This window comes from Streptomyces sp. NPDC000410 (genome assembly GCF_040300305.1).
GTDB lineage: Bacteria > Actinomycetota > Actinomycetes > Streptomycetales > Streptomycetaceae > Streptomyces.
Genome location: NZ_JBEPDM010000043.1, coordinates 15,987 through 42,399 on the forward strand (window position 1 = coordinate 15,987; position 26,413 = coordinate 42,399).

General features: G+C 67.0%; 5 protein-coding genes and 1 pseudogene (1 of these 6 running past the window's edge). All 6 read left to right on the forward strand.

Features of this window, described 5'->3' with window-relative positions:
• Nucleotides 1-22,166, forward strand: the 3' portion of a protein-coding gene (locus ABT342_RS29995; RefSeq protein WP_351580796.1) for an EndoU domain-containing protein. The gene continues 15,955 nt to the left of window position 1, outside the view; 22,166 of the gene's 38,121 nt are visible here — the last part of the coding sequence; the start codon falls outside the window, past its left edge; it ends in the stop codon at nucleotides 22,164-22,166.
• A 67-nt stretch (nucleotides 22,167-22,233) separates the two neighbouring features.
• The gene (locus ABT342_RS30000; RefSeq protein WP_351580799.1) at nucleotides 22,234-23,811 is read left to right on the forward strand and encodes a hypothetical protein; all 1,578 of its coding nucleotides are present in this window, start codon (nucleotides 22,234-22,236) and stop codon (nucleotides 23,809-23,811) included.
• A 91-nt stretch (nucleotides 23,812-23,902) separates the two neighbouring features.
• A complete protein-coding gene (locus ABT342_RS30005) occupies nucleotides 23,903-25,084 on the forward strand; it encodes a S8 family serine peptidase (RefSeq protein WP_351580802.1) in 1,182 nt (393 codons plus the stop codon).
• 67 nt (nucleotides 25,085-25,151) lie between these two features.
• Complete coding sequence (locus tag ABT342_RS30010; RefSeq protein ID WP_351580805.1) at nucleotides 25,152-25,529, forward strand: WXG100 family type VII secretion target; 378 nt, start codon at nucleotides 25,152-25,154, stop codon at nucleotides 25,527-25,529.
• Nucleotides 25,530-25,555: 26 nt separating this feature from the next.
• On the forward strand, nucleotides 25,556-25,858 hold the full coding sequence (locus ABT342_RS30015) for a WXG100 family type VII secretion target (protein ID WP_351580808.1): 303 nt from the start codon (nucleotides 25,556-25,558) through the stop codon (nucleotides 25,856-25,858).
• A gap of 58 nt (nucleotides 25,859-25,916) precedes the next feature.
• A pseudogene (locus tag ABT342_RS30020) lies at nucleotides 25,917-26,413 on the forward strand (hypothetical protein); the annotation flags it as partial.

The following is a 26,413-nucleotide window of genomic DNA, read 5'->3' on the forward strand; positions in this document are numbered from 1 at the left end:
CCGCCAAGTCGTTCTATCCGGCCGCTCGTGAGGCGGCGAAGCCGCTGAAGGGCGTCAAGACGCTCAATCCGTGGCTGAAGCCGCCGGAGATCGCCTCGTCGGTCACGGAGCTGTCGCCGACCCCCGATGTTCCTCCCACGGAGCCGCCGCGCAAGCCGGGGCCCCGGGACGAGCAGACGGCCGAGCCGGCTGGGAGCGGTTCGCAGACCACGCCCGAGTCTGAGTCCGTGGACGAGTCGGACGAGCCCGCTGCGGTGGTCGAGTCCGCGGCGAAGGCGGAGCCGGAGTTCACGATCGAGTGGGAGTACGCGCCGGCCAAGGAGTCGTCGCTGAAGCGGTTGGAGCGTTGGGAGCGTAATCTCGCGCGTCATCTGGCGACGGAGAGTCCCGACCGTTTCGACCTGCAGCAGGTGCACCGGCTCGCCGACCAGGAGAAGCTGCTGGCAGCCGACTGGAGCACCCCGCGGGGCAAGGGGCGTGAGACCTTCGCCGAGCGGCTGGCGCTGCTGCAGAGCGACCTCGACGTGGTCGAATTCCTGGCCACCAAGAAGAAGGGGGCGGCCTGGCCTGACCGCTTCGCCGAGACACGCCTGGGAACGCTCATCACTGACGGCCTCACGCTCCGGCATGGCGGCAAGCTCACCTTCGGCGGCTGGCAGCACCGGATGCGGCAGCTGACGTCGGTCCCGCTGGTCGACGCGAAGAATCCGAGCAAGCTGATCACTGCAGCGCGAGGCGCCCTGAAACTGCAGCTCGACCACGTCAGCCGGGACCGGACGGTCCCGCTCAAGACGGCGGAGCTGAAGGCGTACACGGACGCCGCATCCGAGGCGTTCAGGCTTCTCGCGAACGAATCGTGGGTCGTCGACGACTGGGTCGCGGACCTGAGGCACGCCTACATCGACCTGGCCCACCTCCACCAGGACACCACTTTTGTGCTCGGGGAGCTGAGCAGGTTCGGTCAGCGGTGCGCGGAAGGGGAGTGGCAGTCCCTGTGGCTGCGCGACGTTCCGAAACTGGAGCAGGCGAAGCCCGAAGACATCAAGCGGGTCATGCACTACTTGACGATCGCGCTTGGGAAAGCCGCCACGACGGAGCTGGCCTGGGTGATGGGCGGTCAGCTGGGCAAGCTGGAGATGAAGCAGTCACTGGCTCAGTACGACACGGCGCTGAAGTCGATGGGCGAGGCCCTGGGCAAGTGGGACGCCCAACTCAGGGAGGATTCCGAAGAGGACCTGGACGCCCTGGTTGAGCATTTCGCCCTCGACGAAGAGCATGCTGGGCTGGTCAGGGCCCACGACGCGCTGATGACGGACCTCGAGATGCTGTACACGCCCGAAGAAGCGCAGGCCGAGGCACGGGCCGAGGCCGAGAACGCGGCAAGAGAGGCTCTGCGGTCGGGTAGGAAGGGGAAGGGCGTCAAGAACAAGGGCGTCGGCGGCACCGCCGGAACAGCTCGACATCATGGCCGCCAGAGCGATGCGCAGCTGGTTGCCAAGGCGCTCAACTTGGTCTACCAGCGGGTGGGAAGGGTCTCGTCCTACGGCAGGCCCGCGACGTTCATCACGGCCGGGACAGTGGCGCTGCGTCAGCGCTTCTCGCTGACCGAGCCGGTCAAGGCCGGCCTCGCGGTCGTCGACAGCTACGCGAAGGTCGCGGAGAAGCCGCTGGACGAGGTACACCTGTACCTCGACGAGTTCCTCACCACGGCGATGAGAGAACACAAGTCGGCTTTGACGGCGCAGGCGATCCCCACGTCGGGTCTGACCAGATGGCTGGCCTCCGCCGAGCGGTTGGCCACGGCAGGCACGGGCTGGCGGACGCCTGAGGACAAGACCAAGTTCCTGACCCGTCTCAGCCTCTTCCGTGCCACGCTGGCACGGCGTCTGTGGGACGACACGGCGCCGGGAACCGCCTCGAAGTACCCCCCGCTGTACAGGTCCTCCCTCACCCGGCACTGGTTCTCCGCCCTCGGCGCCGACCGGATACCGCACGTCAAGGCCGACCAGCTGTTGAGCCACGCCCTCGACTGGGCCAAGCTCTCCAAGTCTCCGATCGAGGACCATTTCGAGACGCTGATCCAGGAGGTGCCCAAGGAGCATCCGGAGTACAAGAAGGCGGTGGAACAGCTCCGGCGGGCGGGGAACCTTGCGCGGGCGGTGACGCGGGCGGTGACGTCGAAGGACCCCGCCGGCTTGCTGAATGCCATCACCACCGACGGCCTCGAATGGGGGGAGGGCAGACTCCTCAACGTGGTGAGTGACGGGCAGATGCTCATCGTCGATGAGTGGCTCCGTCACCTGGACACCCCGGAGAACCGGCTCCTGCTGAGCGAGACGGACGGCGTGCTGCTCAATAAGCTCCGTCATCTGACGAAGTCGGCGATCCAGGACGGGAGCTTCAGCCCCGAGGTGCACCGTGCGTCCATGGATGCGGACGAGCCCGATGTACTGGAGCCGACGAATGAGATCGAGCTCGTGTGGAGTCCCGGTAACGAGCCCGAGGACAGCCGCCGGCTGGCGCAACTCCGTGAGACTCACATGGACCGGATCAAACTGATCCTCGAGCAGCCGAACAAGGCCAACAATGCCTTCTCGACCTTTGACATGGCGGTGTCACTGTTCGATGACATCAGCGCGTTGGTTCTTTCGAACGCACCATTGCGGTCGATCGAGCGTGAGGTGGAGGCGCTGAGGGGCGCCGCGAATCCGAAGTCGGTGTACGGCAAGGCCACCTATGCCTTGACTGAGTTGACGCTGCTGGAGGCCGAACGGATCCGCCTCCTGTCCGACGGCCGGACGTTGACCCCTGAGCAGATCGCCGGCTACCAGGAGGCGTACCAGAAGCAGGGGGAGGCGCTGGTCGATGCCCAGGCCGTGACCGAGGACGAGGTAGCAGACGCGGTTTTCGCCCTGGCAGAGACGACGACCCTGGACGTGATCGCCCCAGAGACAGCAGACGAGGACCCGGATTCCTTCGTCGTTCGTCTTGGTTCGGGGCGGTCGTTCTTGCCGGGGCCTGAGGATGGGCGTGAGGCTCATGACGCTGTGAAGTCGTTGCCGAGTGGTGTGGGTCTGTCGGTGATTGCCGGGCATGGGCGTGATGGTGGTGTGCTGGTCGGGGATGAGCGGTATGGCGCGGAGAGTTTTGGTCTGTTTGCGAAGGGTCATGGGTTGTGGGGCCGGCCGGAGGAGGGTTCGGGGGTCTCGATCGATGGGGTGACCGGTAAGCGGAATGTGCTGGTTCTGGAGGCGTGTGGGACGGGTGGGCGTGATTCGGATGTGGCTGCGTTGGCGCGGCAGGAGCGTTCGTGGGTGATTGCGCCGACGGGTGCGGTGTCGGGTGTGGAGCCGACGACGGGCAAGTTCGTGTCGACGCAGACGCATCTGTTGGCGAACGGGGTGGTCAAGCCGGTGGTGGATCTGGTGGTGAAGCCGTGGGCGGCACATGGTCCCAATGGTGAGTTCAAGCTTCTCGACAATGACCTGGCGACGTCGCTTCGGCAGTTGGGTGTCGAGGCCGAGGTGCCGACGCCGGAGCCGACCGGCAACGCGCTCATCAACTTCCCCGGTGCACCCATGGGCCCAGGCAATCGGCTGGCGAAGTTCCACCCCGCGAACATGGCTCTGGCCAACCATCTGGAACAGGGCAGGCCGAAGCCCAAGGAGTGGGGAGCCGGCAACGAGCTCTCCGGCCTTCACCTGTGGAGGCCGTTCAAGGGGGTCTGGTACTCGCTGGCCGCCGTGCGGGGCAAGCCCAGCCTGGAGGAACCCGCACCGAACGGGTACTTCGTGGCGGACGTCACGCCCGGACCACGTTCGAAGGACACGTACGACAGCACGCGCAAGACGTTCTTCCCGAAGCACCTCACGTATGCCGAGGCCAAGCAATCGGCGATCGAGGCGTACATGGAGGCGGTGGCGAGCGAGAAGACCAAGCCGCCGGTGAAGCGGGAAGCCGGGTTCGGTCTCGATCAGAAGGGGGACCCCAGTCGCTGGCAGGGTCAGGACCGTTGGGGCAACTGGGTCGGCGGTCACGTCGACAAGGAGACCGGCAGGATCACCACGTTCTTCCCGCTGGACAAGGCCGCCGACAAGATTCACGTTGACAACCCGTGGATCTCACGCGCCGATACGGCGGCGCAAGCTCAGACACCGACGGCCGCCGCACGACTGCCGCAGGCCAAGCCCGCACCGGTCGCTGTGCCAGTGGCCGCCACCGGGTCCGAACAACCGCCCGCACCCGTGCCTGCTGCACTGTCCGAGCCCGACCAGGCACCCACGACGATCGTCGCCCCCGTCGTGGCGAAGGCGTCCCAGGTCGAGGTCCCCTGGGTGAAGGCCAAGCCGAACGAGACCGTGCAGGAGCGCCTGGCCCGCATCGAAGCCAACACCAGGTCCTACTTCGAAGCCCCGGAGCTCAACCGCCTCGAAATGCGTGCACTGCACCGGCACATCGAGGAGGAGGACGTGCGGGGTCAGGACTGGTCCACCGGCGAGGCCCTGCCGGAGCTGTTCTGGGAGCGGCTCACTCTGCTGGAGAGCGACCTCGACGTCATCCAGCTCTACGGGACGGGAAAGATCAGGAAGAACGCTCCTGCCAAGCCGCCCACCTGGTCCCACGGGGCCGCGGAAACCCGTGCACACATCCTGCTGACCGCCGGCTACCAACTGTCCACGTCGCACCAGTTGCCCCTTTCCGCATGGGGCTCGCGCGGCCTTCGGCTGATGGACGTCTTGAAGGGATCCGAGCAAACGCCCGTGCTCAAGGCCGTCCTCGGCTCGCTCCAATTGGTCACCGATTGCACGACCCTCCCCGAGCTGGGCGCCCAGTTGGACGCTGCCACCCTGGGCAAGTACACCGATGCCCTGTGCGAGATGCTCGTAGTGCTGCCCAAGGCGGGTTGGGAGGTCCAGTTGTGGGCGCGGCACGTCCTGGGCGATTACGTGAGTGCCATCCACAAGCCCCAGAACGTCGTGGGCCTGGCCAAGGCGATGAGCAGGGCCCACCAGGCCATGACGGAGGCGGAGTGGGCGCGGACACAGAGAGACCTCGAAAGGGTCAAGAACGGCGACTTCCAGTTGCTGGGGAGGGCATTGATCGGTGCCTACGAGGTGGTGGTGCGGTACGGGAACGTCGGTCTCGGCCGGGTGATCGAAGGCGATCTCGCCAAGAGTCACGTCAGGGACTACATCAGTGAGGCCCGGACCGCGGACAAGGTGTTCGAGGAGGCGCTCAAGACCGTCGGGGAGAGCGTCAACCGTTCCTCGGACCAGGCGGTGCACGACGAGTTCGCCTCACTGACGCAGCGCCACACCGTCTTCCGCAAGCTGCTCGACGGCCTGGTGCAGGACCTCGAGATTCTGTACACCCCCCAGGAGGCCCAGGAGGCCCAGGAGGCGAGTAGGAAGCTCACGGCCGGCCACACCATGACCGCCGGGGGGCGGAAGAAGGACAGGGGGGCGGGAGGGCGCCGCCTAGCGGCTCGGCAGGGTGTCGGCGAGCCGCTGCAGAACGAGGACTGGACCGCCAACGTGGCCCTCGGCGCGCTCATGGCGCGGATGCGTGAGGTGGCCTCCTCACACCGTCCGGCGACGTTTGTCACCGAGCGGATCAAGCTCTACCAGCAGCGGTTCAGCAGCCTGCCGGGCCGGGCCGAGGCTGAAACCGACGTGCTGGCATTGATGAGAGTCACAGTCAAGGTCCTGGAGTCGCATCTGCGCGATGTGCACGTGCCGGCAAGGGAGATGCTTGCCGAACTCAGGTCGGGCAAGGCCGTTGCGATGCTGGAGAAGGGACTTCTCCCGACCAGCACTCTGAATGAGTGGCTGGTTGAGCTCGAGCGCATCGCGGCCGCGGGCACAGGCTGGGTGGACGAGAACGCGCACCGCACGTTCCTGACCGACCTGCGGACGTTCCGCGGAGAACTGGGCAGGAACCTGTGGCTCCGGCCGAACCTCATCTCCGCCCTTGCCAGGGAACAGGACGAGGCGATGGTCCTGCAGATGAGAGCGGACATGCTTGTCGCGTTCGCCCCGGACTGGGGCAGCCTCCCTGGCGGGAGCAAGGAGATCGCCGCCGCGTTCGATGACCTGAAGAAATCCCTGCGAAGCGACGCCTTCAGGAAGAACCCGTTGTTCGTCGACACGATCACGGCCATCGGAAAGGCGGAGCAGCTCGCGAAGGCCATGGCCTCCGGCGACCCCGTGACACAGCTCGACGCGCTCGAGACCCACGCGCTGAAGTGGGTGGCGTACGAGTTCCTCGAGCCCGCGTGCATGTGGCGGAGTTCGCATGTCGACGAGTGGGTGCGGACTCTGGACAGCTCTCAGAACCGCGAGAGGCTGAGTGAGGCGCAGCAGGCCAAGATCACCGAACTCAGGGCGAAGCTGCGGACGAAGATCGAGTCGGCCTTCAACACCACAGAGATGCGCGAGGCATCCGTGACCCCCGGCAACCCGCAGCCCCCGCTGCACTTCGAGTACCAGATGAGGCTCGGATGGCGCCCCGGGGACGAGTACATCGGTGGCGCGGTGGACGCCGTCCGCCCCGAGCACCTGAACAGGGTCGGAAGGCTCACCGGTGAGCCGTTCGGCGCCCTGCGGGTGGCTGACATACTCTCCGCCGCCATGCAGCTCCACCGGGACCTTCCCAATGTGCTCGCCCACGGGGCGTCGAGCCTGAGACTGGTCCAGTACGAGGCCGGGCTGTACGCGCGGGCATTGGACGCGGACTCCGCTTACGGCAAGGCGCTGATGGCGCTCGGCAAGCTCACGATGTTCGAAGTCATCCGCATCAACGATGCGATAAAGAAGGTCGAGCCAGGTCCGGCGAAGATCGCCGCTTACCGGCGCGCCTTCGAGACCTACGGCAGGGACCTGGTCGAGGCCAAGCTGCTCAGTCCGCAGGAGCTTCAGGCGGGGCTCGCCCGGCTTCCGGCTCTGCAGCCGTCGAAGGTCGCCCCGGTCGACCTGGGGGAGAACCGGGTGTTCTTCCCGGGCGCGCAGGACACACAGGTGGCTTTCGACGGAGTGAAGAACCTGCCCTCTGCGCCGGGGATGACCGTGCTCACCGGGCACTCGTACGACAGGGAACCGGCGATCGAGGGGGTGCCGCACTCCGCCGATCAGTTCATCGCGTACACCACCAAGGCCGGCGTGTGGAACACACCGCCCGAGGGCGGCCCGTCGATCACCGTCGACTCCGCCGACGGCACGACCAAGGTCACCGGCAAGCGCAACTTCCTCGTCATGTGCAACTGCGGGGTCGGCGGCGAGGGCTCGGTGGCGGCGAAGACGGCGCGGCTGTCGGAGTCGCTCGTGCTGGCACCTTCCGGGGAAGTCTCTGGCATCCAGCCGCCCACCGGCAACTTCGTCTCCACGCAGACCCACGTGTACGCCGACGGAAAGATCCGGCCGATCGACAACCTGGTCGAGAAGCCGTGGGTGCTGCACTACCCGAACGGTGAGATGAAGCCGCTCGCCAACGGGCTTGTCGAGTCGCTGGAGATGCTCGGGATCGAGCCGAAGGTCTACGAACCCCAGCCGACGGGCAACACGATCGTCACCTTCAAGGAGCCACTGAGCCAATACACGGACTCCACGGGCATCGCCGAGGCCCATGTGCAGGCGATGGTGCCGAAGGAGGACGGCTCCCGGCACGGGCGGGTGACCGGCGGCCACTTCTTCGACGAATCACTACGGGAGGAGTTCGAACTGCAGGACCTGGCGCCCTACACGATCGACACCCCAGCGCCCAACGGCTGGTTCGCGGTGAGTGTCGCCCCGCTTCCTGGTGGGAAGCAGTTCGCAGTCAAGCCGTACCACACGTTCTTCCCCCGGCACCTGACTTATGAGCAGGCGCTCACCTCCGCCCAGCAGGCATACCTGAACGCGGTACAGATCTACAAGCAGCGCAGGGCCCACAAGACCCAGGACAACGAGGCGGGATTCTTCGAGCGCTGGGACGGCACATCCACCTGGCTCGGGCGAGACGAGTGGGGCAACTGGGTCGCCGGCCAGTGCGACGGGTCCGGCGAGGTGGTCTCGTTCTATCCCGCCCAGCATGAACCGTCGAAACCGCTGAAGACGTGCAGCACGGTCAACCCATGGCTGAAGCCGACCGAGGCGACGTCGCCCACCCCGGTGCTGAAGCCCGCCCAGGCGAAGTCTGTGCCCCCGGCGTTCGTGGTCGACGAGCCGGTCCAGCCGCCGCTCTCCGCGCCGGCCCCGGTACCGGCCACCGCGCCTGCCCCGACACCTACCTCCGTACCCGCCGAAGTACCCGCCTCCCTCACCGCCGAGACGGACAGCCGACCCGAGCCTCCGCCCACGAAATCCGTGAACGGCCACGTCTGGTCGGACCGCCCTGAGCACCGTGAGACCCCCCTGGAGCGGCTCGACCGACTGGAGCGCAATCTGCGCCCCCACTGGCAGGAGCGTGTCCCCGGCCCTGCCACGCTGAGGTCGCTGAACGCGTTCGCGGAGGGCGAGCACCTCAAGGGCATCGGATGGAAGCCGCCGAAGGGCGAAGTCAAGAAGACCTTCACCGACCGCCTCCGCCTGCTCCAGAGCGACCTGGACGTAGCGAAGTACGGCAGCCGCGGCACTGGCAACAAGCCCGTCGCGTGGCCTTCGGACAAGGCCGAAGCGAGGGCCCGCCTCCTGATGACCGAGGGTTTCGCCCTCGTCCAGCAGGGGCAACTGCCCCGCGACGAGTGGCTGACCCGCATCCGGCAAGTGACGGAAGCCAGACTGCTGGGCGGCGGCACCCCCGGACCCCTGCTCGACGCGGCCCGGAAGATGTTCGCGCTGCAACTTGCGCAGCGCGACAGGCGTTCGGGCGCCGCCTACAGCGCCAAGGAACTCCAGCGTGATACGAACATCGTCTGCGACGGCATGCAGCGCCTGGGGGAGGCCGGATGGGGCGCGCGGTCCTGGTACGTCGACGTCATCGCTGTCTTCGCGGACCGCGCCGACCGCCACCAGAGCATGCAGGCGATCGCCAAGGCGTTCAGGCGTGTCCACCACACGAGCTGGGCAGCGGAGTGGCGCCTCGCCCAATACGGTCTCGAGGAGTTGAAGTCCGGCGACCTGACCTCCCTGGGTTCCGTGCTCGCGACTCTGGTGCCCATCGTGGAGGCGTACTCGGCCGCGGGCATCGGCATGGCCGCCATGGGTGAGATCGACAAGTCCGAGATCAAGAAGTTCCACACGGAGGTCGCTGAAGCAGACAAGATCATTCACGCCGCCCTCACGGAGTACGCGGCCAAGGTCGGCGACAACCCCGATAGAGAGACGGCTGCCAGGATCGAGGAGTGGAAGGAGCACAGGCGAGACGTGCTGGACGAGCTCTGGCACACGGAGCGGCATCTGGAGATCCTCTACACCCCGGCCGAAGCCCAGGCGCGGCGGAGACTCGCCAACGCCGCAGCACACCGCGGCGGGGGCCAGGGCAGAAGGAAGGCTTCTTCCGCTGCACAGACCTCCACTCTGTCGCAGCTGGAGTCGGACGTGACACTGGCCCGCAAGACTCTGGATTGGCTGACGGACCGGATCGGCGACGTATCCGTCCGGAGCCGCCCGGCTCAGCACATCGCCGGCATCGTGTCCCACACCCAGCGCCGGTTCGAGGAGACGCTGGACGCCGAGGAGCGCGATCAGGCAGAGCTCTACACGGTCTACGCGAACATGCTCGAGGCGCATCTGAACGACGTGCACGGCCCGTTGCATACGCTTGTCGACAAGCTGTCCAGGAGCCTTCCGAGGTCGTTGCAGCGCGGAGTGGTGGTCGGGAAGACGTGGCTCGAATGGCTCGCCGTCACCGAGCGGTTCGCCGTCGCCGCCGATGGTTGGCCGAAGCCCGAGGAGCGGAGGCGCTTCCTCAACAAGCTTCGGAAGCTCCGTTTCAACGTCGGAGAGATCCTGCGGGCGGAGTACGGGTCCAGGATGGGCGAGGAGGAGGACGGGGAGACACGTCGGCAGATGGCCGAGGATCTGGCCGACGTTCTCTTGATGTTCGTCCCGGACAGGATGGCCATGGCCCAGGACCCCGATGTGGTACGCGCCCAGATCGTGGCCGACTTCGACAGCGTGCTCGCCGTCGTGGCAGACGACGAGGACAGACGGCACACGATTGGACGTCTGCGAGAACTCGCCATCGGACTGACGGCGAAGGAACCCCTGACCCGGCTCAGGGCGCTGGAGGAGCACGGCCTCGCCTGGGCGGGGGAAGAGTTCAACACGGCACCGAGCGAGGTACGAGACCTCTTGCTGGACCAATGGCTCCGTGAACTGGAAGCGACTGAACACCGTGAAGTCCTGACCGCGGACCATCTCAACAGGATCGCCGAACTCCGTCGTGAGACCCGCGCATTCATCGAGGAGTCCTGGAACTCCCCGGAGATGCGCAAGGTGTCCCTGGGGTCGGACGAGAAGCTTCCCGATGAGCCCTTCGCCAATCTCGTCCAACTGTTCGCAGGGCTCGGCGAGGAGCAGGACGCCGAAACCCATCCGGGCGACCTGGCCTACCGCCGTGTGATGACCATCGGATGGAACACCGGCCAGCCGTACGGTGCTCCGAGTGTCATCAGTGTGATCAAGTGGGCGGCGGAGCTCCACGAGAGCCTGCCGAGTATCATCCGAAGCGGCACTCCGATGCACGTGATCAAGAGTGAAGTTCAGCTGCTGGCACAGCAGTTGAAGGCCGAGTCCGCGTACGGGAAGGCGGTGAAGGCCTTCGGGGAACTGATCGTGATCGACGCCGAGTGGCTCTATGCGGTGAGTGGCGCGGAGCCGCGGAGTGTCGGGCAGCTGCAGAGGATGCGCGAGGGCTATCAGACCCACGGCAAGGTGCTCGTCGACACGAAGCTCCTCCATCCCGACGACTGGCAGGCGGCGCTGGCCAAGATTCCGGAGGTCACATCGACCACGGAGAACACCACGACCACCGTCGAGGAGGCGGCGCGACAGCCGGCCTCCGAGCCTTCCAGTGTGGAGTCGGCAGCCGCAGGCCCGAAGCCCAAGAGGAACGCAAAGACGAAGGCCAAGGAGTTCCCGGCAGGGGTTCCGGACTTTTCGTCACCGCCCCCCGGTACCGACGGAACGGTCCCGACCGTCGTGGGCTCCATCGGCCTGGACGCCTTCCACTGGACCCAGGTCACCACCGCCACGGAGGGCGTCAGCGCGTTCGTACTCAGCCAGACCGGCGACATCTCACAGGAGGACGCCGGCTTCTGGCGCGAATTCCACTCGGAACAGGGCGCGGTCTTCGGCTACTACGACTCGGTCGACGCCGACGGCAACGCCGTCGTGGGCGACTGGGAACCCCTGCCGTGGATGGCTGGTGACGACGGCGACACAGCCCCGAGCACGGATGCGGACGTCGTCTATGTCAACATCCACGCGGAGTACGACCACCTGGTCGCGGCCCTCAAGAACGGCACCATCTCCGCAACCGGCGCCGCCGAGGGCACGGACGCACCGATCGGCCCCGAGCACCTCGCCGAAATGCTGGCCGACCGGATCACCGCCGCCCTGGACGGGCGGACCCCCAGCCCCGACCGGCCGCTGCACCTGGTCGTCGCCGGCTGCGAGACGGCCGTGGGCTCAGCCCTCGCCGCAGCCCTGGACAACCGGTCGATCACGGTGTGGACGAGCCCGCGCCGCGTGGCCACCACCCACGAGCTCGGCGTCCTGGCCGTACAGGGCAAGCCTGGCGACGGGCCGGCCTGGCAGCCCCACACCGCGCCGGAACCGGGACCCCGAAGGCTCAAGATCGCCGATGACGCGAGCGAGCTCATCACCGGAGGTCTCTGGCTGAGCGGTGGCAGTCACCCGCTCTCCGACGCCGAGCTGAAGCCGTCCGCGGAGTTGACGCGGCTGTTGAAGGAACAGGGCATCTCCAAGAGTTACGTGGTGGCCGGCGAGCGGTCCGGGTCGATGATCAAACTCTCCGAAGCGGGTCCCGACGGCACCACGAAGACCGTCACCGTGACCATGGAAGACCTGCCCGACGTGCTCTCCCGCTGGGAGGTGCCGCAGGACGCCGCCCTCATTCTCGCGATGGACGGCGCGGGCCTGCCGCCGGCCCGGTCGGAGTCGGAGCCGTACATCGGCTCTGCCGCCGAGCGGCTCGCCGCGAAGCGGAAGGCCGCAGGACACTCGGTGCCGCTGGTCATCGCTCCCCGCGGCTTCCGCGGCCTCGGCCCGGACCCGGAGACCGGCGAGACCGTCCTCACGGTCGACGTCGTGGCGGCCAAGGGTAGCGACCAGGCGAGCAGCTGGGCCGTGTTCGGTCTGCCTGTCGCCGAGGCCGCGGACACCGGCCCAGAAGGCTCCGCCCTGTCCACGACGCTGCCCCAGGCGGTGGGGACCGTCGAGCCGGATGACGTCGGCGCACCGACGGATCGTGACGCGCTCCTTGAGCGAGCGGTACGCACCGCACGTCGGGACGAGACCGAAGCACACGCGGCCACCATCGAAGCGAAGGCGCGGATCTCCCGCGCGCTGAACGACAAGACCCTCACCATCGAGGCGTACCGGACGGTGGCCGCGGAGCTCGAGCAGGTCGCCGCCGCCCAGCACCCGGGGTGGAGCGCGCTCGACGTGGCGCAGAAGAAGGAGCGTCTGCTGCGCGTCGTCGACGTGGCCATCAGCGACAGCCCCGGTGCCGCGGAGGCGTTCGCCAAGCAGATCCGGGCGCAGGACATTCTCTCCGCCTACGACGACACCCAGGTCACCGCTGTTGCGGACATGGCGTACCAGGTCCTCGACACGCACTATCCGCTCTGGCACGGCATGCCGTCCGACCAGCGCAAGCTCGGCATCCTGCTCGACCTGGCTGCGCACTACGCGGTGAACGGCGACCGGTCGGCGATCGAGGCGCTCGCCGGTCAGCAGCAGAGGTCGGACTTCGGAGTGGAACCGGGCACGCTGAAGCCGACCGCGGAGTCGACTCCTTCGACCAGTCAGCCCCAGCCCACCCAGGTTGCCCGGCAGACGTCCACGTCGCGCACACCGCAGCCGGCACAACAGCCGACTTCCCGGATCCCCGCCCAGCCGCTCACCGGCGCCACCGACCAGCATTCCGCGACGACCCAGGAGGGCCGCAAGCGCGTCCGAGTCAAAGAGTGGCCCGGCGACGGCTCCCGTGTGCGGACGAGGTCCTTGGAATCCCTTCTGCTGGAAGACCGGTCACTGGAACCGGTAGGGCAGATCGTGCCGTCGGGTTCGACACAGCCGACGGTGATCCTGGGTGAGCATTTCAACATCCAGAGCGCACAGTCGGGCCTGGTGAACGTCCTCTCCCATGATGACGGCCCAAGGACGTCGGCCTGGGAACTTCTCCTGCAGGGAGGCAAGACCGAGATCAAGACGGCCACCGGGAGCGTGAGCCGGACGACCGGAGCGGGGGCGTACAGGGTCGCGAGGACCGTCAGGGCGCCGCTGTGGACGTCCAAGGACACGGAGGGCAGCAGCGAGGCCGTCTTCTACGTGGACGTGGCGGGCCTGCCCGGCTCCAAGCCCGGACCGGCGCTCCAGCACCAGTCACTGGACTGGAGCGCCGTGATGCCCATGGTGACCTCGGGTCAGGCCTTCAGCGAGACGATCCGGACCGCGGAAGAGGCTGGGACGAAGGTGCATCTGGTCTTCGTGTCCACGGATGCGGCGAATCCGACCGACCAGACGGGCGGCCTTCCGCCCGCGCGATGGGCTGCCCAGATCGTCAACTCTCCGGCGCTGGTCGTATGGGGGTCCAACGTGGCATCGGGGATCAGCCACGGGGGCGACCTACTGCTGCTGTCGCCCGAGGACCCCAAGGTGGTACCGACGTTCGAGGCGTTCACGAAGGGCGAGGGGGAGCAGCCCGCGAAGACCGGCGACGAGCCTCCGAGCGACCCGTTGGGCGGCAACGGGGACGGCGAGGGGCCTGAGCAACTTCCTGAACCGGACCAGTTGCGTGAGCCTGACCAGCTGCCTGAGCCTGACCAACTCCCGGAGCCAGTGCCTCAGCCGGAACAGCTCCCCGAGTCGGACCAACTGCCGGAGCCGGATCAGGCGGTGGATCCCGAGGTCGTGTGGGCCATCCAGTCCCTGTTCCACGACCTTGAGCACAGCACGGCTCTTGCCGACGACGCGGCGGTCGCGGTCGATGACGCACTGGACGACGGGAGACTGGATCACGCGACTCTGGACGCTTTGCGGGACGAGGTCGAAGACCTGGGCAAGACACGCCATCCGTTCTGGGACCTGGAGGAGATGGAAGAGCGGCGAGGGGACCACGTCATCCGCGTCGTCGCCGAGACGGTCACGAAGGGGCCGGATGCGGCCGAATGGCTCGCGGCGCGCCTGCTGCTCCAAGACCTCTTGTACGACCACCAGGCTGCCGGCGGTTCGGTCGAGCAGGCGGTCGCCGATGCGTACGCCATCGTCCAGGTCCACTATCCGAAGTGGCACGAGCTGAGCGCTGGCGACCGCAAGCGTGTCCAGTTGCTCGACCTTGCCGTCGCCTGTGCTCAAGGCAGATCCGATTGGAGTGTTCAGCAGGCGAAGCAGCTTCAGGCGCAGAAGTACGGGTCGCTGTCGCCGGATCGGTTTGCCATCCGGAAATCGAAGACCGGCTCGAAGCACTCTGCCGTGTGGTTCCTGGAGGGCTCCAACCGTATGAGGCCCATGATCGAGCGCTGGGACTCGATCACCAATGAGGAAGGCGACTCACTCCGCCTTGAACTCGAGGCCCTGGACGCTTCCACGGGGGTCAAGGATCCCAAGACCGGCAAGGTGGATCCCCGCACATGCGACCAAACTCATGTCCGTGACGTGGTACCACCGTGGGCCGGGAAGCCCACCGCATTCGTTCAGTCGCACGGCAGGCGGGACAGCTTGCGCGTCGCTCTTAATCCGGACGAGCCGAAGTCGGATGGTGACCGTCGGTCCGAGCTTGTCAGCATCGGCGGTGACGAGACGGTAGGCCTGATCGGGGAAGAGCTCCTGAACGATCTGCTGGAGCGGTCACGGAACCTGGAGGGCGCCCCGCCGCACATCGTGCTCTTGGGCTGCTGGTCGGGGCGGGACGACGCGCAGGCGATTCTGTACGCCCAGTCGTTCGCCAACGCGATGGCCAAGCTGACCGAGGAGCGAGGGCTGCCCCCGATTCCCGTCCACGCCTTCGAGTACGCCACCCACACAAGGACCGACGGACGCATCGGTGTGTACGTGTCCAGCCGTGAGCACGCGCTCAAGCCAGGATTCAAGGCCTTCACAACGCACTACCCCGACCCGATCGGCCGGTCGGCACTGCATGTGAGAGCCCCACTCAGCAAGGGGGTGTCGCTGCGTAGCAGCCGGGATCAGAGTCAGCCGTTCCGCCACCCGGTCGCCCTGACCGTGGAGCACGAACGTCTGCTGACCGCGCTGGGGCTGCCGCTGGACGCGTTCGTGCTCGACGCGCCGCGCAAGGGCTCAGGCATCAAGGTCTTCTCAGAAGTGGCGCCGGGGAAGTGGGCGTACCCGCCGGAACCGGTCGACATGATCGGCTTGGCCCAGGAGCTGATCGAGGACGGGCTCGACTCCGGCCTGCCGGTGCTGCTGCTGATGGATGACGCGGGCCTGCCCCGGTGGGAGACCGGCGGCGTCCGGCTGCCCCCGCCTGCTGCCGAGCTGAGCTACCTGCTCGGCGACAACGGCAATGTCGTGCTTTCGGCCCGAGGGTCCGTCGACCAGACCACTGGACTGGAGGAATCGGCGAACCTGGACGGCGGCTCACAGACGGCGTACAGCAATGTCGTACTCAACGTGGGCACGATCGAGTCGGAGCCGAGGCAGGATCTTACGTGGGCGGCGTACGGAGCGGAGGGGAATCTCCTCGCTCTGGCCAGCCGGAACGAGACTGTGACGGACCCCGACGTCCTGGCAGGGGTCAACGGCGACGTCGACCCCGTCCCCGAGGCGACACCGCCGCTGTCGAGCACGCAGGCGCTTTCCACGCGATCGGGGGATCAGCGGCCGATGCCGATGCGGGTCCACCACCTGGTCACTCACGGTGATCTGTCGGCTGTTCACATCACCTCCGCCTTCGACCCTATGCGGGTAGCCGCATGGACGCGCTTCATCGAGCAGGGAGCGAACCGGATCAAGGCGGTGACCGTGCGGCGGAACCAGTTGAATGGTCAACCCGTGTTCGAGGTAGCCGGCAACAATCCTCCGCTCTGGAAGCTGGGAATGAAGGGCGAGCAGGTCTACTTCGTGGACGTAGAGCTGCAGGGCGCGCAGCTGGACTGGAGAGCTGTGGTGAACCAGGTGGCCTCGGACAAACGCTTCCGTATCGCACTCAGGTTGGCGAGGGCCCGAGTCAGGACGCTCCACGTCGTCTTCGTGGGTATGGACGCGGGCAACGCGACTTTGGGTACCGGCAACCTTCCTCCGGCGAAGTTCGCCGCGCGTATGTTCGACTCCCCGAACGTGGTCGTGTGGGGGGCGAACGTGCAGTCGGCGATCACGCTTCAGGGCGACCTGCAACTCCTGTCGCCGGAGGAGTCGGGCAAGGCGCCGGTGTTCGAGGCGTTCACCACGGTCCGCGGATCTGCGTATTGGTCGTCGTCGGAATCAGACGATGGTGACGTGTTGTTGGACACGCTCACTTTGAAAGACGAGGGGAGGGACGGGGAGGGGACGGATGACGGGGCGGACGGCGAGGAGGCCGCCCCTGGGCGGACCGGCAAGCGACGGCGTGACGATGACGACCGGGGGAAGGAGGGATCCGTTTGGTCGTCGTCGGAATCAGACGATGGTGACGTGCTGTTGGACACGCTCACCCTGAAAGACGAGGGGAGAAACGGGGAGGGGACGGATGACAGGTCGAACGGCGAGGAGACCGCCCCTGGGCGGACCGGCAAGCGACGGCGTGACGATGACGACCCGGGGAAGGAGGGATCCGAGCGGCGGGGACGGCAGAGACTCTTCGACCGGTCCACTCCACCCCCGCCCGTTCCGGCACCCGTGGTCGACTGGGCTGTGAGTGCCCTGCAGGAGGGCATCACCCAACGGCGCCACAACACCCGGGTAGCTCAGCAGCGGATCAACAAGGCGTTGGCGGACGGGCGCACTTCGCAGGCCATGTTGAGCGAAGCGGAGCTCGCGATCGTGAAAGTCGCGGCTGAGTATCACCCTCTGTGGCATGGACTGACGCTGAGGCAACGGCAGGGCCGCATGGATCGCGTCATCGAGGCGACGCTCACCCACGGCCCCGACAGAGGCGGCCTACTGGCCCAGCGGATCCGTGTGGAGGACATGCTCGGGTCGTACGAGAGGAAAGGCGGGTCCATCGAGTGGGTGGTCGGACAGGCGTACGACATCATCCAGAACCACGCATCGAAGTGGCACCGGTCACTCGGCAATGAAGAGCAGCTCGTGATGCTGCTGGACATCGCCGTCGACTGCGCCGATGGAAAGCCCGAGGTGGGGGTGGAGAAGGCCCGCTCGCTGGAGGCTAGGACATTCGGATCGATGCCGGCCGAGAGGTTCGCCATCAAGCAGGGTGAAACGGGGTCGCCCCACTCGAGGGTGTGGATGCTGGAAGACCCCGAGCGCATGAAGCAGGCTGAAATCCTCTGGACGTATATAACCAACACAGCGACCGACTCGCTGCGCATCGAGACCGGAGTGGAGACCGAAACCGAGGATTTCGTCCTGGTCGGAGAGGTCGGATCGGACTGGGCCGGCAAGCCCACCGCCTTCATCCAGTCGCATGGCGCACCTGGCCGGTTGATCGTTGCGCTGGAGGAAGACGAGCCGAACCGGGAGACAGTGAGCATCGGCGGCGATGAGCTCGTGGACCTCGTCGGCGGGGAGGTCCTTGACTACCTCTTGGAGGAGTCGAGGAAAACGGGGCTTCCGCCACATATCGTGCTCTTGGGCTGCCGGTCCGGGCGAGACGACGCGCAGGCGATCCTCCTTGGCAAGTCGGTGGCCAATGCCATGGGGAAGCTCACGGACGCCCGAGGCGTCGCCCCTGTCCCCGTGCACGCGTTCAAGTACAAGACCGAGAGCCGAGGAAGTGACGGACGCGTCGGGGTGTACGTCTCCCAGCACTACCTCGGCAAGTCCACAGAGAAAGCCTTGGACGTGTACACGACCTTCTATCCCGAGGAGGAGGGGACGGCGAAGCTTCGCGGACGGGGTTCGATCCGCGGGGGCTTGTCTCTCCGTGACAGCCGGGACCAGAGTCAGCCCTTCAGGCATCCCATCGCGTTGACGGTGGAGCTCAAGAATCTCCTGACCGAGTCGGGCCTGCCGCCCGACACCTACGTGCTGGATGCCGTCCGAAAGGGAAGCGGTGTCAAGGTCTTCTCGAAGGCGCCGTCGGGGAAGTGGGCATACGAAGCCGAGACCGCTGACATGTCGCGGCTGGCGCAGGAGCTGAAGGCCAGGGACATCCCGCGGGGATGGGCCGTGCTCATGCTCACGGACGACGCCGGACTGCCCCGGTGGGGGGACGATGGTCGGCGTCTGCCCCCGCCTGCCTCCGAACTCAGCTCCCTGCTGACCCAGAACGAGAACACCGTCCTCGCGCCGCGTGGCCAGGCCCATCAGAGCACGGGCCTGGACGAGCTGCAGTACGGCGACCACGGCTCGCAGACCGCCTACGGCTCGGTCCGGCTCAGTGTCCTGACACGTGCCGGAGAACCCAGGCCGGACCTGCACTGGGCCGCGTACGGGGCCGACGGCAAGCTCCTCGCTCTGGTCGGCCCGGGCAAGACGGTGACGAACGAGACAGACCTGATGGAGATCACCCGTGGTCTGACACCTGCGCCACCCACAGCTGCGCCCGTCGTGGATGTGGCCCCGATGACGTCGCTGCTGGAGCTGGGCCAGGAGGCCACGGTCCAAGCCGTGGAGAGAACGGCCGGCAGGGGAATCACCTCTCTCCTCCTCGCCGTAGCGATGCCCAGTATGGCGCGGGCCACGGCTTGGGATCTGCTGCTGGAGCGCGGCGGGAGCGTGGTCAACACGGTCACCCTCACACGGAACGGGTTGACGGGGCAGCCCGCGTTCACCATCGCCGGGGTGGTGCCTGATCCCCCGTGGCAGGGTGATCCGGCCGACCCGAACCCGGTCTACTACGTGGATGTCGCGGGACTGCCGGGCGCAAAGCCTGCCCCTGGCCTCCACAAGGCGCAGCTGGACTGGACTGCCGTCAGCTTGGTGGTGACGACCAGGCAGAGCTTCCTTGACGCACTCTCGTACGCGGAGCAGAGCGGCAAGTATCTCCATCTGGTCTTCGTCTCGACGGATGCGGCGAACCCGCACGGCTCAGACAGTGATGCTCCCGCGCAGACCCTTGCCACTTACGTGAACTCGCCCAACCTGGTTGTCTGGGGCTCGACCGTGCCCTCGGCGATCTCACACCGAGGCGACCTGCAGCTCATGTCGTCGGAGCGGCCGGGCACGGAAACGGCGCCGGTGTTCGAAGCGTTCACCCTAGGGGGATGGGGTCGGCCGCGAAACGCCAAGCCTGAGCTTCAATCGCTCGAGAGCCACAACACCGGGAGCACCTCCCTGCGGGGCACCGGAGGTCAGCTGATCAATGGCTCCGATGCGGATCTGGCGGACCAGGTGTTGGAGTCCGTACGGGACGAGGCGACTCAGGGCGAGGCGCTCGGAGTGGAGGCGCAACGGCGCGTATCGGCCTTCATCCTGGCCAAGGGAGTCACGCGGATCGAGGCGCACGCAGCTCTTGACAAGGTGATGGCGCTGGGGGAGAAGCAGCACCCGTTCTGGAACGACCTGACCCTTCGCGAGCGGCGGGCCAGGGGCTGGCGGGTCCTCGCGGCCGGCTACGAACAAGGGGGCGAGGCGGCTACCGCCCTGGCCAAGAAGATCATCACGCACGACACGCTGAACATGACCTACGGCAGCGATGAGGGCGACCTGCGCGACGCCGTCGACCAGGCCCTGGAAGCCATCGACGAGGCGTACCCGAAGTGGCACGAACTCTCCACCGACCAGCACAAAGTGGACGTGGTCCTGGCGCTCGCGGCCGAGTACGCCGAGCATGGGAACAGTCGTAAGGAGACCGAGCTGGCCGCCGAGGACCTCCAGTACGAGCGCATCGGATCTGCGCCGCTGGACGACTTCAACTGGCTCACCATGCCCGCTGGTTCGAAGGGCGACCGGTCTCAGGTGTGGCTGCTCGAGTCGCCTCGGCGGATGTACCTGACCGGGCACTGGGCAAGGCATGTCAACAAGACTGATTCGACGTTCAAGTACATGACTGATGAAGCCGTGAGGAAGGATGACAAGGCTGGGTTCTTGCGGGAGGTGCTGCCCAACGGCGGCAAGCCGACCGCGTACATACAATCCCACGGCTTCCCGGAAACACTGGATGTCCCCCGTGCGTCCGCCGACGAACCCGCCACGGTCAACGATCTTCGCGCGGACTTCTCTGAGTACGTCAACCTCGGTGGCGATCACCTCGTCGAGGCCCTGGGCCAGGACGTGATCGCTTTTCACAAGCGTCAGTTCGGCAGGAAGTTCTTGAAACAGCTCGGCGCGCGCTGGCAAGGAAAGCTCCAGGGCGACGACGTGCCGGACAAGGAGCTCGAATGGGGGCACGTCTTCCTGATGGGCTGCATGGTGGGCCGTGAGAACGCCCAGGAGATCCAGTTCGCACAGTCGGTGGCCGACGCGTTCGCAGCGCTCACGGACGAACTCGGGTTGCCGCCGCTCAAGGTGCACGCCAGCCCCTGGGAGACGATCACGCCGGAGGACGGAGAGCTGGCTGTCCTTGTGCCGGACTGGCGGACGCGGACGGGTGGGGTGCGGACATTCGAGCCGGCCCCCTTGGGGCGTGCCGAGCTGACCTACAAGGAACCACTCAAGGAGGGCTTGTCGCTGCGTAGCAGCAGGCACCGTCCCTACCGGCACCCGATCTCGCTGCCGCCGGAGGTCGACGCCTTCCTCTCGAAGCAGGGGCGACGGGACGCCTTCGTGATCGATGTGGTCCGTGACGGCGGAGCCCAGATCTTCACCTACGACGAGGACGACGGCACCTGGGTGTACCTGCCGGATCTCGTCGCCGACCTCGGTGGTGTCGCGAGGGAGCTGCGCAAGCCCAAGCGTCTGGAGCCCGGACAGCCTGTCCTCCTTCTGATGGACGGAGCCGGTCTCCCCGCATGGGGGGCGAACGGTCAGCGCAAGCCTTCAGCGGCTGAGGGGCTCTCCAAGACCTTGAAGTCCGGTGGCCATCAGGTCATCGCACCACGAGGTATGCCGCACCAGACCACAGGTCTCACCCAGGCGCATCAGAGGGCCCCCCTCGCAGGTGACACGGCCTGGAAGCACCCCGTGGAGCTGAAGGTCAAGGTGCCTGGAGGAGAGCCCGCCCCTGATCTGACCTGGGCGGTGCTCGGGCCCGAGGGCACGACCCTGCTGGGCCCCAACCGCACGGTCTCGTCACCCGCCGAGATCAACAAGATTCTCGGTGACCAGCCGCCCGTCCCGAGGCCCGCGTCACCGGTCGCAGACCCGGATCCCCAGGCCGGCGGTGAGAGCTCACCAGGACAGCCGCAGTCGGAGGTCAAGGCGTACGACGTCCCCCTGACCGGCGGCTCCCATGCCATCGTCCTCGGACCGCAGACCATGGACCCCAAACGACTCGCCAGTTGGGCACAACACGGCGCTCGTGCCCAGTCGGACCCGACGTACAAGACGGTCATTCACGCGGAGAACCCCACGGGCACGGGGGTGAGCGGGCCATGGGTCATCGGCACCACTCCGCTCCCGGGCTCTCAACTGCCAGGCGATACCGCTCTGCTGCCCGGACCGAAGCCCGCGGTCCTCTATGTCGACATCGCCCTGGGTCATCTGCCTGAATGGCCAGTGGTGTCGCGCATCCTGAGCCGGCACCGGCAGTTCGGGAGGATGTACTCCGATGCCCTCAAGGGCGGCAGGTCACTCCACGTGGTGCTGGTGTCCAAGGACGCGGCGAGCGGGACGGGAGGCACCTCGGGTGCTCAGTACCTCGTCTCCCAGTTCAAGGACCCCGTTCTGAAATTCTGGGCATCGACCGTCCCCTCGTTCATCGCCGTCGACGGAACACTCCAGGTCCACGGCTCGGGGTCGCCCAGGGAGGTTCCGCTCTTCAAGATGTTCACCCACCAGGAGTGAACTCACCGGTATGCGCGGGCGTATCCGAAGTACGCACGTGTCATAACTGGTGGAAGGAAATTCCGCAGTGGTCCCCCAAACGCCGGATAACCAGGCTGCCGAGGTCGGCCGTACAGGCCGTTCTCGGCGGCTCATTCCGATACTTCTCGCAGCCGCCGGACTGGCCGCGCCGGCAGCCCTGCCGCAACTCACGGACGAAGCCGCGGCGGCCGGCGAATCGACTGCCGGCAAGGCACACGTCCCCTACATCGTGGTGAAGACCAAGGACGACTACGTCTGGAATCTCGCAGAATGGTTCCTCAAGGACGGCAACCGATATCCCGAGATCGTCGCCCTCAACAAGGGGCGTCAGCAAGCCAATGGCGGCAGCCTCCAGAACGAGACACATCTGGAGATCGGCTGGCACATCATTCTCCCCTGTGATGCGAAGAACTATCACTGGGACAAGGACCAGGACGTGGAGCTTCGCTGGGATCCGCCGACTTCGGCCGTACCCGCGGACTCTGTGAAGTCCTGCTCGGGCGGCAAGAAGTCGTCCGGTGGCGCCACGGCCGCCGCGCTGTCCGATTCCTCGACGAAGTCCGCGACGACGTCCACAGCGAGGGCGACGGCGCCGGCGGAGAACGCAGCGGCGGACGCCGAGCCGAAGGCGGCGGCGGAACCGGCGACGAAGGCCGCTCCCAAGCCCGTGATGCAGTCTGAACCGAAGCCTGCGACGAAGGCGGCGGCGGAACCAGCGCCCCAGTCCGAACCGAAGTCCACGACTCGGTCCGAACCGAAGGCCGCCCCTCAGTCCGAGACATCACAGGCGGAACCGTCGACGGCGAAGAAGTCGGTGACTCCCTCGGAGGGTGGTTCGTCCGCCTCCGAGGACAGGGGGCATTCCTCTGAGGGCTCCGGCAGCGGTGCATCTACGGAGGCCAACCCGCAGGGGAAGCTGACGCCGAAGCTGGAAGTGGCACCGCAGTCGAACCAGTCTCAGCAGTCGACGCAACTCTCCCCTCTGCTCTCGACCCCGGGCACGCCCGCCGGCCCGGTGCCGCTGCAGCAGGCCCCCGACACCGGGCTGACGCCCGTGGTGCCGGGCGGGGCGACCGGGCCGCTGCAGCAGACACTTCAGCCTCAGCAGACCGATCAGCAGCACCAGTACCTACTGGAGGCTCCGCTGATACAGGACTCGCAGCTGCCGTCCCAGTCGAACCAGGGTCAGGATGCGGGTGAGGGCCAGGGGCGGGATGCCGGACAGGGCGAGAACCGAAACCACCAGCCGGCGAAGCAGCCGGCACCTGCTTGGACCGCACCTGCGGATCAGCAGGTGGTCTTGTCCACCAGCGCGTCCGAGACGGCGGCCGCGGGCGAGGGCCTGAGGGCCACCGGCATCACGGCCGGGAGCCTCCTGCTCCTTCTCCTGGGCGTGCGGTACGCGGCAGGCCGACGGCAGAAGATCGCCGGCGCACCCGGTGCGTCCGATGTCCACGGGAGCACCGATCAGCTGACCGTGACTGCTGCGGCGCCGCCGACCGCCCCCCTCGTGGCTGCCCATACGTCTGCCGCCACTGCCGCTGATGACGTACCCACCACGTCAGGGGGCCTGGCAGTCCCGCCGTGGGAGTCGGCGCGACCCGGATCCTCCACCACCAACTGACGCGGGGCCGAGAGTTCCGGGTCGCCAGGCATTCGTCAGAAAGGAAGAGGGTACGGGGATGCGTATCCGGCAGACGCGCACGATGTGGGGGGTGGGCGTTCGCATTCTGGTGCTTGTCGTCCTCGCACTCGTGGCCTTCGTCCCGAGACATGCGGTGAACCCGGGCGAGGGCTCACGCTACGTACCGATCGCCCAGAAGTGCGCCACCCCCGCCACGACGGTTGTCGCCCAGCCCGGCTGGGCGCAGCTGGCGCAAGGCGCCCACCTCGTGTGGGGGCTGTCGCGCGGCGAGGGCATCACCGTCGCCGTGGTGGACACCGGAGTGGACGCATCGGTGCCCCAGCTCAACGGGCACGTACTGCCGGGCAAGGACGTACGGACCAAGGGCGCGGCCGCCAACACCGACTGCTTCGGCCGCGGAACGTACGTTGCCGGTATCATCGCAGCCCAGCCGGCCAAGGGAGTGGGGCTCGTCGGTGTCGCGCCCGGCGTTCGCATCCTCCCCGTCAGGGAGACGACCAACGAGGAGGACGGCAGCCCCGCGGTGATGGCAGCGGCCATCGTCGCCGCTGTCGACGGTGGGGCGCAGATCATCGCCGTGACCGCCGACCCGGTCCTTCCGAGCGCCGCTCTTCAACAGGCTGTCGCAGCCGCGGAGATGGCCGGAGTGGTGGTGGTCGCGGTCGCTGGCGGCACTGGGCGCTCCGGTTTCGTCGATGAGTCGCTGAAGGAGCTCCGCTACCCCGCGGCCTATCCGACGGTGCTGTCCGTCGGCGGGGTGACCAGAACGGGGCAGCGGTCGAACGAGAACGGAATCGCGCGGCGGGTGGACCTCGTCGCACCCGGCGAGGAAGTGATCGGCGTGGGCACCGATGGGCCGGGACAGGTGCAGGGCGGTGGAGACGCCCCAGCAGCGGCCTTCGTCGCCGGAGCCGCCGCGCTCGTACGGGCGTACTACCCCGAGCTCGACGCGGCGGGCGTACGAGCGCGTCTCCTCGCCACCGCCGACGTACCTGAGTCAGGACAGCGCGGCGGTCTGCACGGGTGGGGCACGGTCAGTCCGTATGCGGCGGTGGCCGCCGTCCTCGAACCGGGTGTGATGAAGCCCAGTCCCAAGCCGGTCGGGGACGTGGTGCCCCCACCCCCGGACACGGCCCCGATGCGTACCGGAACGATCGTGGCCTCTGCCGCGGTGGTCGTCGCCGCCCTGGGGGCCGTTGCCTACGGGGTCTCGGTACGGGGCCGGGCACGCCGGTGGAAGCCGGCGCAGTGAACTCCTCTGTAGATACCGACGTATCGAAGACAGCGGAATCCCGCCAAACCTCGAAAGGTGATTGCGCATGGCCAAGAAGACTGTCAATACCCAGGCGATGAACGCGGCGGCCACCGAGTTCGGAAATGGTGTGGTGGATGCCCAGGGCATCAAGACACACATCATGAGCGCGGCGAACGACCTGAGTAGGGCCTGGACCGGGCAGACGGCAAACACGTTCCGGAGCGTCATGGACGGGCTCGGGAACCGGCAACAGGTTCTTATCAACGACCTCGAAACGCTTCGAGCGGCGATGGTCAAGGGCGCGCACCAGTACGACGAGGGCAGCGCAGCCAACCAGGGACTCGTGACCAACCTCGGCAACAGCGTCGGCGGCGGCGAGTTCGGATCGGGCTCCTCCGGGAGCGGCGGTCACATCACCAACACTCTGGCCGGTAACAAGTAAGCCGAGCCAGCACGAAGGGAGAGCACATGACCAACTACACCATCGAGACAGAAGAAGTCGACTACATCTGCCGGGAGATGCACAAGTCTGCCAGCGATCTCGACGCTCTGCTCGACCGCATCAAGACGCGGATGGCCAGCACCGTGATGGACAAGTCCCATTGGGACGACGAGGCGCAGAACGTCTACGAGGAGAAGCAGCGCCTCTGGGACAGCAAGTGCGCCGCGATGCACGCGTACGTCGAGGAGTCCCGGCAGACGCTGTATCTCATCTGTACGAACTACGTGGACACCGAGAAGTTCTCCGCAAAGATCATGCACAACGCGTGACGGAGTCCGCCACCTGCGGATTCCGGTGAATTCGAAGCCGTACCAGGAGGAGTGAAAGATGGAGCCCAACGCCGCCGGGGATTCTCCGGTGCCCGAGTTTGACGGGGCGTCCCCGGTGGCGGGAGGCGACAACTTCGCCTCGCCGCTGGACGGACTGCCGGTCTTCGACGCCGTCGACCGGATTGGTGATCTCGTAGAGGACATCGTCGAGGACGTTCTCCACGATGTCCTCGACCATCTCAACGTGCCAGGCCAGTCCAAGCCCGGCCCGGACGCGGCCGTCCTGCCGGGCACCCCCCACGTGGTGAAGGTGGAGGTGGTGACGCCCGCGGTGCCAGCACCGGGACATGTGGAGCCGCCCGAGCCCCGTCTGCAGGCGATGCGAATGACAGAGCCGCAGGAGGAGGGGGGCAATGGGGACGGGGACGGCAAGGGCAAGGCGCAGGACGACGACGGCAACGGCAAGGGCAAGGCGCAGGACGACGACGGCAACGGCAAGGGCAAGGCGCAGGACGACGACGGCAACGGCAAGGGCAAGGCGCAGGACGACGACGG

Coding starts and splice junctions, on each gene's coding strand:
- ABT342_RS30015 (WP_351580808.1), top strand. CDS start 25,556: ATGACCAACTACACCATCGAGACAGAAGAAGTCGACTACATCTGCCGG.
- ABT342_RS30010 (WP_351580805.1), top strand. CDS start 25,152: ATGGCCAAGAAGACTGTCAATACCCAGGCGATGAACGCGGCGGCCACC.